This window comes from Endozoicomonas acroporae (genome assembly GCF_002864045.1).
Taxonomy (GTDB): Bacteria; Pseudomonadota; Gammaproteobacteria; order Pseudomonadales; family Endozoicomonadaceae; genus Endozoicomonas; species Endozoicomonas acroporae.
Map to the genome: position 1 here is coordinate 19,689 of NZ_PJPV01000018.1, position 14,118 is coordinate 33,806.

General features: G+C 49.3%; 10 protein-coding genes. 5 read left to right on the plus strand and 5 right to left on the minus strand.

Annotated features, from left to right (window positions below; all coding sequences use genetic code 11):
- Positions 1-17: 17 nt before the first annotated feature.
- The 3 genes from CX664_RS03145 (at position 18) to parC (ending at position 5,402) form a co-directional block, all read left to right on the plus strand.
- On the plus strand, positions 18-1,304 hold the full coding sequence (locus CX664_RS03145; protein WP_101745324.1) for an FAD-dependent monooxygenase: 1,287 nt from the start codon (positions 18-20) through the stop codon (positions 1,302-1,304).
- Between the two features lie 266 nt (positions 1,305-1,570).
- Positions 1,571-3,031, plus strand: a complete 1,461-nt coding sequence (locus tag CX664_RS03150) for a di-heme oxidoreductase family protein (RefSeq protein ID WP_101745383.1) — start codon at positions 1,571-1,573, stop codon at positions 3,029-3,031.
- Positions 3,032-3,146: 115 nt separating this feature from the next.
- On the plus strand, positions 3,147-5,402 hold the full coding sequence (gene parC / locus CX664_RS03155; RefSeq protein ID WP_101745325.1) for a DNA topoisomerase IV subunit A: 2,256 nt from the start codon (positions 3,147-3,149) through the stop codon (positions 5,400-5,402).
- Between the two features lie 108 nt (positions 5,403-5,510).
- Here parC and CX664_RS03160 read toward each other — a convergent pair whose 3' ends face one another.
- The 5 genes from CX664_RS03160 to trxA all read right to left on the minus strand — a co-directional run bounded on the left by CX664_RS03160 (position 5,511) and on the right by trxA (position 10,814).
- A complete protein-coding gene (locus CX664_RS03160; protein WP_101745326.1) occupies positions 5,511-6,158 on the minus strand; it encodes a TetR/AcrR family transcriptional regulator in 648 nt (215 codons plus the stop codon).
- A 159-nt stretch (positions 6,159-6,317) separates the two neighbouring features.
- Positions 6,318-7,046 (minus strand): CDP-6-deoxy-delta-3,4-glucoseen reductase, encoded by a 729-nt coding sequence (locus CX664_RS03165; protein ID WP_101745327.1) that lies wholly within the window; start codon positions 7,044-7,046, stop codon positions 6,318-6,320.
- A gap of 71 nt (positions 7,047-7,117) precedes the next feature.
- The gene (gene ubiD / locus CX664_RS03170) at positions 7,118-8,587 is read right to left on the minus strand and encodes a 4-hydroxy-3-polyprenylbenzoate decarboxylase (protein WP_101745384.1); all 1,470 of its coding nucleotides are present in this window, start codon (positions 8,585-8,587) and stop codon (positions 7,118-7,120) included.
- Positions 8,588-8,899: 312 nt separating this feature from the next.
- Positions 8,900-10,159, minus strand: a complete 1,260-nt coding sequence (gene rho / locus CX664_RS03175) for a transcription termination factor Rho (RefSeq protein ID WP_101745328.1) — start codon at positions 10,157-10,159, stop codon at positions 8,900-8,902.
- A gap of 331 nt (positions 10,160-10,490) precedes the next feature.
- Positions 10,491-10,814 carry a thioredoxin TrxA gene (trxA, locus tag CX664_RS03180; RefSeq protein WP_101745329.1) on the minus strand — a complete coding sequence of 108 codons (324 nt, stop codon included), beginning with the start codon at positions 10,812-10,814 and terminating at the stop codon, positions 10,491-10,493.
- 408 nt (positions 10,815-11,222) lie between these two features.
- Between trxA and CX664_RS03185 the strand changes: the two genes are divergently transcribed.
- Together CX664_RS03185 and CX664_RS03190 are read left to right on the plus strand one after the other, a co-directional pair.
- Positions 11,223-12,728 carry a Ppx/GppA phosphatase family protein gene (locus tag CX664_RS03185; protein ID WP_101745330.1) on the plus strand — a complete coding sequence of 502 codons (1,506 nt, stop codon included), beginning with the start codon at positions 11,223-11,225 and terminating at the stop codon, positions 12,726-12,728.
- Between the two features lie 224 nt (positions 12,729-12,952).
- Positions 12,953-14,059 (plus strand): hypothetical protein, encoded by a 1,107-nt coding sequence (locus CX664_RS03190; RefSeq protein WP_101745331.1) that lies wholly within the window; start codon positions 12,953-12,955, stop codon positions 14,057-14,059.
- Positions 14,060-14,118: the final 59 nt, after the last annotated feature.

Below are 14,118 nucleotides of genomic sequence, written 5' to 3' on the forward strand. Positions count from 1 at the left end.
ACATACAATGCTTGCTTATGAAAAGAACAGACGCACAAAGTGATGACCAGCAACACTACGATGTACTTATTGTCGGCGGAGGTATGGTGGGTGCCACGATTGCCTGTGGCCTTGGCCAGCAGGGAATAAGGGTTGCCTTATTCGACCACTGTGCGCCATCGCCATTACCAGCGGACGCACTACCTGAACTGCGAGTGTCTGCACTCAGCACTGCATCGGAGGAAATTCTTCGCCAACTGGGCGCATGGCCACATATGCAGTCCATGCGTATGACACCGTATCGTCGTATGGCAGTGTGGGAAAAACTGCACTCCCCCTTTGGCAAAGAGATAGATTCAAGAGCCAACCGGGTGATGTTTGACGCCAGGCAGATTCATCACTCGCAGCTGGGTTTTATTGTTGAAAACCGGGTGACTCAGTCAGGTCTGTTAGAAGCCATCAAATCTTACCCATCCGTCTCTTTTTTCTGCCCGGTCAGTATTCAAACCATTCATACCTCTTCGACGCCCCCGGTGATTGAGTTGTCCGATGGTCGTCACTTTTCCGGTGATCTTTTAGTGGGGGCTAACGGTGCTAACTCACGGGTTCGCCAGGCTGCCGGGCTGGCCATGAAGCAACGGGACTATGAGCAGCAATGCTTGGTGGCAACGGTCGAAATTGCGGGCGGTTGTCAGGACATTACCTGGCAGGCCTTTACCCCGACAGGCCCGGAGGCCTTTTTGCCACTGCCGGATATTAACGGCAGAAGTTACGGATCTATTGTCTGGTATAACCACCCGGAGAAAGTTCGGGAACTGCTGGCACTGTCCGAAGAGGACTTCATTGAAGCGCTGGTAACCACTTTTCCTGCTGAACTGCCGGATGTTATTGAGCTCCATGAGCGTGGTGCTTTTCCTATTGCCCGCCGCCATGTTACTGAATATTTTCGCCAGGGTGTCGTTCTTGCCGGCGATGCAGCTCACACGATAAATCCCCTGGCAGGACAGGGGGTAAACCTCGGTTTGCAGGATGCCGCCTGGCTGATTGAAATTCTGGTGGATGCCTTGAGGGCCGGTGAAAACCCCGGCAGCCCGGAGGTTCTTGCCCGGTATGAACAGGCCAGACGAAGCGATAATGCCTTGATGATGAACACCATGGACGCTTTTTACCATACCTTCAGTAATCAGAGTAAGCCGCTGCAGCTTCTGCGAAATCTCGGCCTGACTCTGGCTGGCAAGCTGTCACCCGCGATCAACCAGGTAATGAAGTACGCCATGGGACTTTCTGGCAAACAGCCCAGGCTGGCTACCGGAAAAAAACTATAAATCCAACATTGGTCTTGTTGTTATGGTTTGCGGTGTGTTCAGCGCCATGATTTCTGACTCTCTGTACTGGCGGCTCATTTACATATCACCGTTAAATTGCCCTGCCCGGGCAATTGATTATTGTCTGACTTTTGCCGATTAACAGCATTACAAATAAACAAAAATAACACATGAAGACAGCCTCAATTTAAAGCACGCTCATCGTGCTTCTGCCTTCAGGCTTCCCTGGCAGCAACTGTTATGAAGGATTGATTTCAAGGATGATCATGACTAATAACCTCTTTTTCATCGTCTTAAGTCTGCTGTTTTTGCTGTCTGGCTGTGATTTTTCCAAGGAATATAACAAGCGGCCAGCTTATGAACAGTTCCAGCCGGGGGAAGATATGCCCGGTGGCACTGCTTCTGTTTGGGTTTCCGGGTTTAATACCATTGCCAAGCCTTCCGCCAATATGCCGGTATTTAACCGCTTAAACTTCCATAAAGGCAATGCGCTGTTCCGCCAGGACTGGCAGCCGGAATCCGGGGATGATCTGGCTTCGGATGGGTTAGGGCCTCTGTTTCATACTCCCAGCTGCAGCGGTTGCCATATTCATGATCGAAGAGGCCATGCACCAGAAGATGGAGAGGTGACCGATGCATCGGTTCTGGTTCGTCTCAGCATTCCGGCAATCACTGATGAGCAGAAGAAACGCTTGAAAAAATCAGGCGTGATTCCTGAGCCTACCTACGGTGGACAGCTGCAGGTCAATGCCCTTGAGGGTGTAAAGCCTGAAGGAAAGGTCAGGGTTACCTTTGAATATTTCAAGGTAGCCTTTGCCGATGGTCATCAGGTTGAGCTTCGAAAACCGATATTCACCATGGAAAACCTTGGCTATGGGCCTTTGGCTGAAAACACCATGATATCCATGCGGATTACGCCATCAATGATCGGCATCGGCCTGCTGGAAGCCATTTCCGAGAACAGCCTGCTGGCGAATGAAGACCCTGAAGATCAGGATGGTGACGGTATTTCAGGCAGAGCCAACCGGGTCTGGGATATCCAGAAGCAGAGAACCTCCATTGGCCGGTTCGGTTGGAAAGCAGGGGTACCGACTCTGCGACAGCAGTCGGCTGGGGCATTCAACGGGGATATGGGGCTGACCACCAGCCTGTTTCCAGATGAATCCTGTACTGAGTGGCAAAAGGATTGCCTGGAGGCTCCCAGCGGTGCGGCACCGGATGTGTCTGACTTTGTTCTGGATAAAGTGGTATTTTACAGCCGTAATGTGGGGGTGCCTGTTCGCACCAATGCCAAAAAGCCAGAGGTGCTAAAGGGCAAGAAATTATTTAATGAAGCGGGTTGTGCGGGCTGTCATCAACCCAGTTTCCGAACGGCCTCCATGGATGTTCAATCGGAAACCGCCATGACCGTTATTGAGGAGGAGCAGGCCAATCAACTGATCTGGCCTTACAGTGATTTTCTTCTGCATGATATGGGGGAGGGGCTTGCGGATGGACGCCCGGAGTTTCTGGCCACTGGGAGAGAATGGCGCACACCGGCGCTCTGGGGTATTGGCCATACCCAGCTTTTGGATCGAAGAACCGGCTTCCTGCATGATGGTCGCGCCAGAAGCTTAATGGAAGCGATCCTCTGGCATGGCGGGGAAGCCAAACAGTCCCGGGGCAATGTGTTAAAGATGAATGTCCGTGAGCGAAAGGCTCTGGTGGCTTTTATCGAATCGCTTTGATTTCTGCCAATGTGGTTAAAAAAATCTTATTGTTATACCACCATAACTTTTAGAACAAGAAAGATACTTGTTATCATGACGGATTTATTATCAGAGTCCTGAAACAGGTTTAAGCATGGCGGAGCAGATCCTTATTGGCGACGATGGAGTTGAGCGTCAGTCCCTGAGAGCGTATACCGAAAACGCGTACCTGAATTACTCCATGTACGTCATCCTGGATCGTGCCCTGCCCCATATAGGGGATGGCCTCAAACCTGTCCAGAGACGCATTATCTATGCAATGAGCGAACTTGGCTTGAAAAATACCGCCAAGTTCAAGAAGTCTGCCCGTACTGTGGGTGATGTGCTCGGTAAGTTTCATCCCCACGGAGACAGCGCCTGCTACGAAGCCATGGTGTTGATGGCACAACCTTTTTCCTATCGCTACCCACTGGTGGATGGACAGGGTAACTGGGGCTCGCCTGATGACCCTAAATCCTTTGCCGCCATGCGTTATACCGAGTCACGCCTCACTAAATATGCTGACTCATTACTGGGAGAGCTTGGCCAGGGCACAGTGGACTGGGTGCCAAACTTTGACGGAACACTGGAAGAGCCATCCATACTGCCAGCGCGCTTACCCAACCTTTTGCTGAATGGCACCACCGGTATTGCTGTTGGTATGGCAACCGACATTCCACCGCACAATCTGCGTGAAGTGGCCAACGCCTGTATTCACCTGCTGGAGAACCCCAGGGCAGGGGTTGCCGAACTTTGTGAGCATATTCACGGGCCTGATTTTCCAACGGAAGCTGAGCTGATTACCCCTCGGTCTGACCTGATCAAAATGTACGAGTCGGGCAGGGGCTCTTTACGAATGCGCGCGGTCTACCAGCAGGAAAGTGGTGATATTGTGGTGACGGCCCTGCCACACCAGGCATCCGGAGCGAAGGTTCTGGAACAAATCGCAGCACAGATGCAGGCCAAAAAGCTGCCAATGGTCGCTGACCTGCGGGATGAATCCGACCATGAAAATCCGACTCGTCTGGTGATCGTTCCCAAGTCTAACCGGGTAGATACCGACAGCCTGATGAACCACCTGTTCGCCACCACTGACCTGGAAAAAACCTACCGGGTTAATATGAACATGATCGGTGTTGATGGACGCCCCCAGGTTAAGGCCCTCGACAAAATGCTGGGCGAGTGGCTTACCTGGCGCAGTGAAACGGTACGTCGTCGTCTACAACACCGGCTGGATAAAGTGCTCAGCAGACTTCATATTCTTGAAGGTTTGATGATCGCCTTTTTGAATATTGATGAAATTATCGAAATCATCCGTACAGAAGATAAACCCAAAGCTATTCTTATGGAGCGCTTTGGGCTTTCTGACATTCAGGCTGAAGCCATCCTTGATCTCAAATTGCGACATCTGGCCAAACTCGAAGAAGTAAAGATTCGTGCAGAGCAGGACGACCTGGAGCGGGAGCGTAATTCACTTGAGTTGACCTTGGGATCAGAAAAACGTCTTAAGACGCTTATAAAAAAAGAGCTCAAAGCGGATGCTGAAAGTTTTGGCGACGATCGTCGCTCTCCCATCGTCGTAAGATCTGAAGCCCAGGCATTATCACAATCAGATTTGATGATTTCTGAATCTGTCACCATCGTACTGTCCAATAAAGGCTGGGTACGTTGCGCCAAAGGTCATGATGTTGATCCGTTGACGCTTAATTACAAATCTGGCGACGGCTATCGTTTATCTGCAAAAGGGCGGAGCAATCAGACTTCAGTATTTCTCGATTCTACCGGGCGAGCCTACTCCGTTCTGACCCATACGCTGCCTTCGGCAAGAGGGCAGGGTGAACCATTAACCGGACGAGTCAACCCTCCCTCCGGCGCAACCTTTGAAGGTTTGTGTGTTGGTGACGCCAGTGATTGTTATCTGCTGGCCAGTGATGCGGGTTATGGTTTTATTGCACAATTCTCCGATATGGTCAGTAAAAACAAGGCCGGAAAAACCCTGCTGACACTGCCCAAAAATGCCCATGTACTGACGCCAATACCCGTAAGCGGCAACAACCCGATGCTGGCCGCCATCACCAATGAAGGGCGAATGTTGGTATTCCCATTGCAGGACCTTCCCAAGCTTGGCAGGGGGAAAGGCAATAAAATTATTAATATTGCCTCTGCCCGTGCAGCCGAGAGAAATGAGCTGATGACTCAGCTTGCCATCATCAATGACGGTGATGCGCTGACACTCTTTGCCGGCAAACGCCATGTTACTTTAAAAGCCACCGACCTTGAGCATTATCGTGGCGAGCGGGGAAGACGTGGCAACAAGCTTCCCAGGGGCTTTCAGAAAGTGGATAAGGTTGAAGTGATTTCTGCAGGGTAACCTGCAGAATGATTAAGCGTCTTTTCGGATAAGCCTTTCAAGGCTTATTCCGATGAACTTCCCCCATGGAAAAATGTGATGACTAAAAGAGCATTATAAAAGTTTGTTTTAGTTATTGATTCCACAGCCACCCAGTATCATCTGGCAGACACTTTCGGTATAGGCTTCCACGTCCTCGGCATCCAGGTCCTCTTTACCAAGAACAGAAGCAACCTGGGGACCATAGTCGACGTAGTATTGAGTCGTTGCCCAGATGGTAAATAACAGATGAACGGGGTCAACCGGTCTCATCTTACCCTGGGCAATCCAACCATTAATAACCTCGGATTTTTCCTGAATCCAGTCATTAAAAGGCTGCAAATGCTCTTTAATATGCTGCCCTCCATGCAGTATTTCACTACTGAATATGCGGGATGCATTTGAATGAGCCAGCACATATTTCATTTTGGCCCGGATAAATTGTCTTAATGATGTTTCAGGATCATCATCTGGGTTGAGGCCACTGAAAACAGACTGCCATAGCTCCATGATGTGATTGAGCACCGCACCGTATAGCTCAACCTTACTATTGAAATAGTAGTGCACATTCGCTTTTGGCAAGCCAGCCCGGTGGGCAATATCGCGAATAGACGCTCCCTTAAATCCGCTGGCGACAAACTCATCTTCTGCGGCTTGAAGAATAATTTGAATGTTTTTCTGCCGGACCCGACTATTTTTTAATCCTGCCTGATCTGTTTTTGAGGGTGATGGTTGCATACTGAATACCGTACCTTGCATTGATTATACTCGATTTGAATATAGACAAGGGACGGGCTTTTTCCACGGCTTAATAAAAAACGACAGTAATCAAATAAAAAATACTGTCGTTTTTATTAAACTATGTGAATTATCTACTGTCGATATGATTAAGCCTTATCAAGATCTCGGCGCGTATGCAAAGACATCAGAGTGAATATTTTTCGCCTGGAAATTTTCTGCTACCAGTGCATCAAATGTTGCATAAACCATCTGCACAGATCCGCTGATAAAGACCTCACTGCCAAGGAGAAGGTTTTTGTCGTCTATAACCGCCTCAAACAAAAGCCCATGACGCCCTTGCCAGCCCGCTTCTCCAAGCGCATCACTGACCACCGGGTGGTAGTGAAATTGAGAAGAAGCCCAGTGAATAGGAAGATTAGGCATATAAAACCCTTCTGGCGAACGAGCCCCCCAGTACAGGTAGATATCTTGATGCCCTGACTTGTTCAATGAGAACTCAATCATGCTTTTCATCTGGGCAAATCCGGTACCCGCAGCGATAAACACCAGTGGTTTATCCGGAACACTTTCAAGAAAGCACTGACCTTTTGGCATTCGGATTGAAATGCTTCCCTGCTCAAGCTCATTGAATAGTTCAATGGAATTAGCGCTGGAAGATAACTTTTGAATATGTAATTCCAGCTCCTTTTGACCGGGAACCGGGGGACTGGCTATAGAGAACGCGCAGGCTTCACCACCTGCCAGGAGAATCTCAAGGTACTGCCCTGCCCGGTAGTCCGGGAAATAGCCCTCATGAGGCTTGAGGATGACACGGTAAATACCTTCCGATAACAACTGAAGATTGGCAACCTGGCAAGACTGGGTGGAAACTGGGTTGTTCTGCACGAATACCGCTACCTCTAACGCTTAAAACTTCAGGAACCCCGGGCTTCCTAAAGCTATATGCTACATACGTATTAATTATCGATGCCAAGCTGATCCCAAATAGCATCAACCCGATGTTTAATGGTATCTGTCATCGAAATGGCTGTTCCCCACTCCCGGCTGGTTTCACCTTCCCACTTGTTGGTGGCATCAAAGCCGACCTTTGATCCCAGTCCAGCAACGGGAGAAGCAAAATCCAGGTAATCAATGGGCGTGTTGTCGATGAAGACTGAGTCTCTTTTCGGGTCCATACGAGTAGTCATTGCCCATATCACATCATTCCAGTCCCTGGCATTGACATCATCATCGGTCACAATCACAAACTTGGTGTACATAAACTGTCGCAGGAATGACCAGACACCCAGCATAACCCGCTTGGCATGCCCCGGATACTCTTTACGCATGGTAACGACTGCCAGCCGATAAGAGCAACCCTCTGGCGGTAAATAAAAATCAACAATTTCAGGAAACTGCTTCTTGAGAATAGGGACGAATATTTCGTTAAAAGCCAATCCCAGTATTGCCGGTTCATCCGGCGGGCGCCCTGTATAGGTGCTGTGATAAATGGGGTTACGCCGGTGTGTCACACATTCAACCGTAAACACCGGGAATGACTCAACCTCGTTGTAATAGCCGGTATGATCGCCGTATGGGCCCTCATCCGCCATCTCGCCGGGATAGATAAAACCTTCAAGGACAATCTCGGCACTGGCAGGAACCTGCAGATCATTCGTGCGACTTTTGGTTAACTCGGTTTTTCTGCCCCTCAACAGACCGGCAAACGCATATTCTGATAATGAGTCAGGGACCGGTGTCACAGCACCAAGAATGGTCGCGGGGTCAGCGCCTAAAGCCACTGATACCGGAAAAGGGGTATCCGGGTGTTTTTTCTGCCAGTCCCTGAAATCAAGCGCCCCACCCCGATGGGATAGCCAGCGCATGATTAATTTATTCTTGCCAAGCAGCTGCTGACGATAAATACCCAGGTTCTGTCGCTCTTTTTCCGGGCCACGGGTAATGACCAGGGGCCAGGTGATTAATGGTGCGGCATCCCCTGGCCAGCAAGTCTGAATTGGTAGCCGGGTTAAATCAATATCATCACCTTGCAGTACCACTTCCTGGCAAGGTGCCGATTTAACCACCTTTGGTCCCATGTTCAGCACCTGCCTGAACAGCGGCAGCTTTTCAATGGCATCTCTCAAACCTTTGGGAGGATCCGGCTCTTTCAGGTAGGCCAACAGCTCACCCACTTCCCTCATTGCACCGATATCCTTCTGCCCCATCCCCAGGGCAACCCGCTTCTGCGTGCCAAACAGGTTCGCCAACACCGGCATATCAAAGCCTTTGGGTTTTTCAAACAATAGGGCGGGACCACCTTTTTTCAGGGTTCGATCACAAATTTCAGTCATTTCCAGAACCGGGTCAACTTCAAACGTGATTCGCCTGAGCTCCCCCTGTTTTTCCAGCTGATCAATGAAATCCCGGAGATCCTTGTATTTCATGAATATTTCTTCTTTGGCTCTGACTTTTTCAGGCTTTGGCAGTTTTCTCATGAACAGTGAAAACTGCGTCAGTTGAAACAGGTGATAAAGAGATTATTGCTGTCTGGTTATGAGGATCGAATAACCGAAGCTTGCCTTTCACGGTCTTTTCGGCCCGCAAAATGAACGGACTGAAAGATCAAAGTCTGACCAGGTAGTTGCGCAATGGCTCATTGGTAGAAACAGGCTTGCAGGGGCTTTGGCCTTATCCCCCGGCAGAGACTGTGATCGTGATCGACATCCTTCTCACAGTCCTTCCTGTGGGAATAAAAATTACTTCCGTTTCATGGACTGGAAGAATTCTTCATTCGTCTTGGTGTGCTTCATACGGTCCAGCAGGAATTCAATGGCCTGAATTTCATCCATTGGGTGCAGGATTTTACGCAGAATCCACATACGCTGAAGTTCTTCTTCTGTGGTCAGCAGATCTTCACGGCGAGTGCCTGACTTGTTGATACCAATAGCAGGGAAGACCCGCTTTTCAGCCGCCCGACGGTCAAGGTGGAGTTCCATGTTACCGGTACCCTTGAATTCCTCAAAGATAACCTCATCCATCTTGGAGCCGGTATCAACCAGTGCAGTTGCCAGAATAGTCAGGCTGCCACCCTCTTCAATGTTACGGGCAGCACCAAAGAAACGCTTCGGACGCTCAAGGGCATGAGCATCTACACCACCAGTAAGCACCTTGCCGGAAGAGGGAATCACAGTGTTGTAAGCACGGGCCAGACGGGTAATGGAATCCAGCAGAATAACAACGTCTTTCTTGTGCTCTACCAGACGCTTGGCTTTTTCCAGCACCATCTCGGCAACCTGCACATGACGTGAAGGAGGCTCATCGAAGGTAGAGGCGACCACTTCACCGCGCACGGAACGGGACATTTCGGTAACTTCTTCCGGACGCTCATCAATCAGCAGAACAATCAGGTAGCACTCCGGATTATTACGGGTAATGTTTGCCGCAATATTTTGCAGCATCAGTGTTTTACCCGCTTTAGGAGGAGAGACAATCAGGCCACGCTGACCTTTGCCAATGGGAGCTACCAGGTCGATAATTCGAGCGGTTAAATCCTCTGTTGCACCATTTCCCATCTCCATAGTGAGACGGTCCTGGGGAAACAATGGCGTAAGGTTTTCAAACAGGATTTTATTGCGGGCATTTTCTGGTTGGTCAAAATTGATTTCATTCACCTTGAGGAGGGCAAAATATCTTTCTCCCTCTTTGGGTGGACGAATTTTCCCGGAAATCGTATCACCCGTTCTCAGATTAAATCGGCGAATCTGACTTGGGGAAACATAAATATCGTCCGGTCCCGCCAGATAGGAACTATCAGCAGAACGGAGAAATCCAAACCCATCCTGGAGAATTTCCAGAACACCGTCACCATAGATATCTTCACCACTACGTGCATGGCGTTTGAGTATGGTGAAAATTACATCCTGCTTCCTGGAACGGGCAAGGTTTTCGAGACCCATTTCATTCGCTATCGCCAGAAGTTCAGGAACAGACTTTTTCTTCAGTTCGGTAAGATGCATAACCAGTAGTGTGCGAATGTTAAATTGAAAGGTAAGTGGCCGTTGTCTTTGCAGGAAGATCAGAAAGTATTTGACTTATTATGATAAAGGACAGCTAAGTGTTGATTGATGCCTGCGAGTGTTTATAACGGCTGCCCTGTCTGGGCCATATCCCTGAGGTCAGAAGATTCCTGACAGCCCTGTGTAATTACAGTCTATATCCATTTCTGGAAAATAATCAAGAATTAAGACTTCGTCAACTGAATTGATTTAAAAATTTAATCAAATGGCTATAAAATTGAGGCCAGTCAAGTGGCTGTAACGGTCTGTCACAACCACCAATGACCAGCAATTACAGATTGCTATCCAAAAATGCGGTCAGCTGTGATTTGGACAGGGCCCCCACTTTCGTAGCTTCTACGTTGCCGCCCTTAAACAGCATCAGCGTAGGAATACCACGCACACCGTATTTTGGCGGGGTTGCCTCATTCTCATCAATATTCAGCTTGCAGACGGTCAGCTTGCCGTCGTAGTCCTGGGCAATTTCATCAAGAACGGGGGCAATCATTTTGCAAGGACCACACCATTCAGCCCAATAGTCAACCAGTACCGGACCTTCCGCCTTCAGAACCACTTCTTCGAAGGAGTCATCTGTCACTTTGACAATTTCGCTCATGGAATGGATCTCCTAACCAGGGTACTTAATTAGTACTTAAAAGTGTTTAAAGTAAACTCAGGAGCCTTGACCGAGGGCAAACCAAACAGGCTGCCAAAAGATATCACCGGCCCAGAACTGACCTATTATGCCTGATTCATGGAATTTTGTGGCTTTTTTTTCTATAAAAATGCCATCGAGCATGGAGGCTTATAAGATTGCCATATGACACAGGCCTGTTTTTCAGTCATCAGTGTAGCTTTGCCCCGGGCAATACAGCCAGTAGGATTTGTGTGCATAACTCGATTAAAGTTAACCTTTTAACATCGGTTATGCTCCGGTCTGCAACCCGGTATTGTCTGGTTGTTGAAATGAGCATTGAAAGCACTGAAAAACATTATATTTTCAATACATTAGCTATGAAATACCATGACAAAACAAGGGCGTGAACAGTCCGGCAGCCTACCTCTGGTAGCCGCCATAGACCTTGGCTCAAACAGCTTTCACATGATCGTTGCCAGGGTGGATCAGGGTGAAATCCGACCGGTAGAAAGGCTGGGCAAAAAGGTTCAGTTAGCTGCAGGGCTTAACCAGCACGACGAGCTAACGGCTGAAGCAATGAAGCGGGGCTTCAGTTGTCTGGAACAGTTTGCCCAGTACCTCGCTGGCAATACTTTTCAAGCGGTCAGAGTCGTGGGTACCAATGCCCTGCGTAAGGCCCGAAACAGCGATACTTTTGTTGACCAGGCCCAGTCTATCCTGGGCTACCCGGTTGAAATTATCGCGGGCAGGGAAGAAGCTCGTCTCATTTACCTTGGTGTTGCCCAAACCCAGTCCGATGATAATGAGCGCCGTCTGGTGATGGACATCGGTGGCGGGAGTACCGAGTTCGTTATTGGCGAACGTTTTGAGCCAAAGTTGATGGAAAGCCTGCACATGGGCTGTGTGGTATTTACCGACCGTTTTTTTGGCAGCGGAGAACTCACACCACAACGATTCCAGTCCGCTTATTACGCTGCACGACTGGAATTACTCAATATTGAACAATCATTTACCCGTTTGGGTTGGGTTGATGCCGTAGGGTCATCAGGTTCAATCCGTGCGGTCAGCAGCATTCTTCAGGCCATGGGAGAGAGTGATACCATCACCCGGGAAAATCTGGAGATGCTCAAGCTCAAAGTCCTGAAGTTTAACCAGATCGGCCGTGTTCGTTTTCCCGGGCTGAAGCCAGATCGTCAGGCGATTTTTCCAGCAGGCCTGGCCATTCTCATGGCAGGCTTCGATGCCCTTGGCATAGAACGCATGCATTACTCTGACGGTGCACTTCGGGAGGGGGTTCTGCACGACATGCTCGGGCGGGACCGCCATGAAGACGTTCGGGAGCGAACCATAAATGCCCTGATGAGCCGCTATCATGTTGATGAGCAACAGGCCTTCAGGGTCATGAATCATGCCCGGAACTGCTTTGCCATGACGGCTGATATCTGGGAGCTGGGTGACTGCGACCTTGAACTGCTGTCCTGGGCTGCGCGTGTGTGCCAGATAGGGCTTGATATCTCCCATACACAGTACCATCGACATGGTGCTTACCTGATCGATAACTCTGACCTGATGGGTTTCAGCAAGAGAGAACAGCAGCAACTTGCGCTGCTCGTCAGGGGCCACAGACGTTCCATATCCAAGTCACTCCTTTCCGCCTGGCCCAAGGCGGTATCACGCAAGCTGATGCGGCTGATTATCCTGCTGCGCATTGCCAATGTGCTGAGTCATGGTCGCGACGATACCTTACCGGAATATTCCATAAGCTTATCCGGCTCTACCATATCCCTGTTTTTCCCGGAAGACTGGTTAGAACAACACCCTCTGACCGAAGCGTACTTTGACTCAGAACGAAGCTATCTGGCAAAAATAGGCTTCAAGTTACTGGTGGCATAGCAACGTACATAACAACGTACATAACAACGTGGTGAGGAACTAATCTGACCGCACAGTGTCAAAACAGTACGGACGAACTGTTCGGGTCTTTGATCTGACAGGTCGATATACGATCAGTGCTGTTCACTCAGCCTGCTTGATATAAATTAAGGATATCACTGGCTTTTCCAGCTTGCGTGTAGCTTATGGAAACTGGTTGTCCCTATTAATTAACAGGTGTTTCTATGATTCTTCCAGCTACCCACACAACCCAGACCATTTTGGCTCATCCTGTCCAACAGCTTCTGACAGCGCAGTCAACAAACCAGTACACGACTGAAAGTTTTGGTAATCAGCCGGGGGCTGAGGTCCTGGCCAACCGGCTTAATCAATTGGGTGAAAACCTGAAACATGTTCCTGCACATGCACTCATACACATGTGCCATAACTTCACCACTGCCTTTAATCTGCATTCAATCCTGGTGGCAGAATCCAGCCGGTTGAACGCCATAAAAATACTGCTGGCCGCTAATAACTGCACAGACCCGGCATCAATTCAGTTATTTGCCAAGAAATTCCATGATATTCCAGACTCCAATCCCAGCGTGAATTTAAGAGACAATGCGGCGGAAGACAATCAGCTGGTAATTACCCAACCCGAGGTATACCAGGGCCAACCAACGACATTCAACAACTATCGACAAACATTATTAGAGCACTTTATTGTCTGCGCATTCCCGGAGCCAGAATTTACTGTGCAACAGCAGACGCAGCTGAAAGATGCATTAACCCTGGCAGGCAGGCAGATTACCGGCAATTGGGGCTTCGGATGTCTGGATGAGCCAGTATCCTATGGCAACTTTAACCGGGAAACCGTCGCCCGCCTCTCTGCCCGTCTGAGCTACCCCAGGCAGCCTGAATGTGCCGAAAAGCTGGCTCAGATATACATGGAGCTTCAGGAGGCGTTGTTCAATCCGGAGTCAGATTTGATCAAGCTGCTGTCCGACAACTGGCAGTTTGAACTGGTAACCCTGCTGACGGAGGAGAGCGACAATCCGGCCACCCTGAGCAATGAAGCGGCCTTGCTGTTATCACTTGCAGTCAGTGAGAATCATTCGAATGCTGAGAGATTGGCGGAAGAAGGAGAAATTGAGAGGTTGACGGAAGAAATTGGTATTTTTTCAATAGATCTGGGCCGTTTTGCCGACGCAAATCTCGTGTTGAATTTCGCCGGGGCTGCCAACAAAACCCAACTTGTTAATGACGACATCAGGGCCGCAGAGGTAGCAGTTATCCGCTTCGCTGATGAACTTCTGGGTGTAAAAATTCCCCTGGAGTCACTGCATGCATAGTAGTTACCGCTTCTCCCGAGTCTGGAAACCTGAACGAGGTCGGTCAGTGAGTAATTCAT

Coding starts and splice junctions, on each gene's coding strand:
- CX664_RS03145 (WP_101745324.1), top strand. CDS start 18: ATGAAAAGAACAGACGCACAAAGTGATGACCAGCAACACTACGATGTA.
- CX664_RS03150 (WP_101745383.1), top strand. CDS start 1,571: ATGACTAATAACCTCTTTTTCATCGTCTTAAGTCTGCTGTTTTTGCTG.
- parC (WP_101745325.1), top strand. CDS start 3,147: ATGGCGGAGCAGATCCTTATTGGCGACGATGGAGTTGAGCGTCAGTCC.
- CX664_RS03160 (WP_101745326.1), bottom strand. CDS start 6,158: ATGCAACCATCACCCTCAAAAACAGATCAGGCAGGATTAAAAAATAGT.
- ubiD (WP_101745384.1), bottom strand. CDS start 8,587: ATGAAATACAAGGATCTCCGGGATTTCATTGATCAGCTGGAAAAACAG.
- rho (WP_101745328.1), bottom strand. CDS start 10,159: ATGCATCTTACCGAACTGAAGAAAAAGTCTGTTCCTGAACTTCTGGCG.
- trxA (WP_101745329.1), bottom strand. CDS start 10,814: ATGAGCGAAATTGTCAAAGTGACAGATGACTCCTTCGAAGAAGTGGTT.
- CX664_RS03185 (WP_101745330.1), top strand. CDS start 11,223: ATGACAAAACAAGGGCGTGAACAGTCCGGCAGCCTACCTCTGGTAGCC.
- CX664_RS03190 (WP_101745331.1), top strand. CDS start 12,953: ATGATTCTTCCAGCTACCCACACAACCCAGACCATTTTGGCTCATCCT.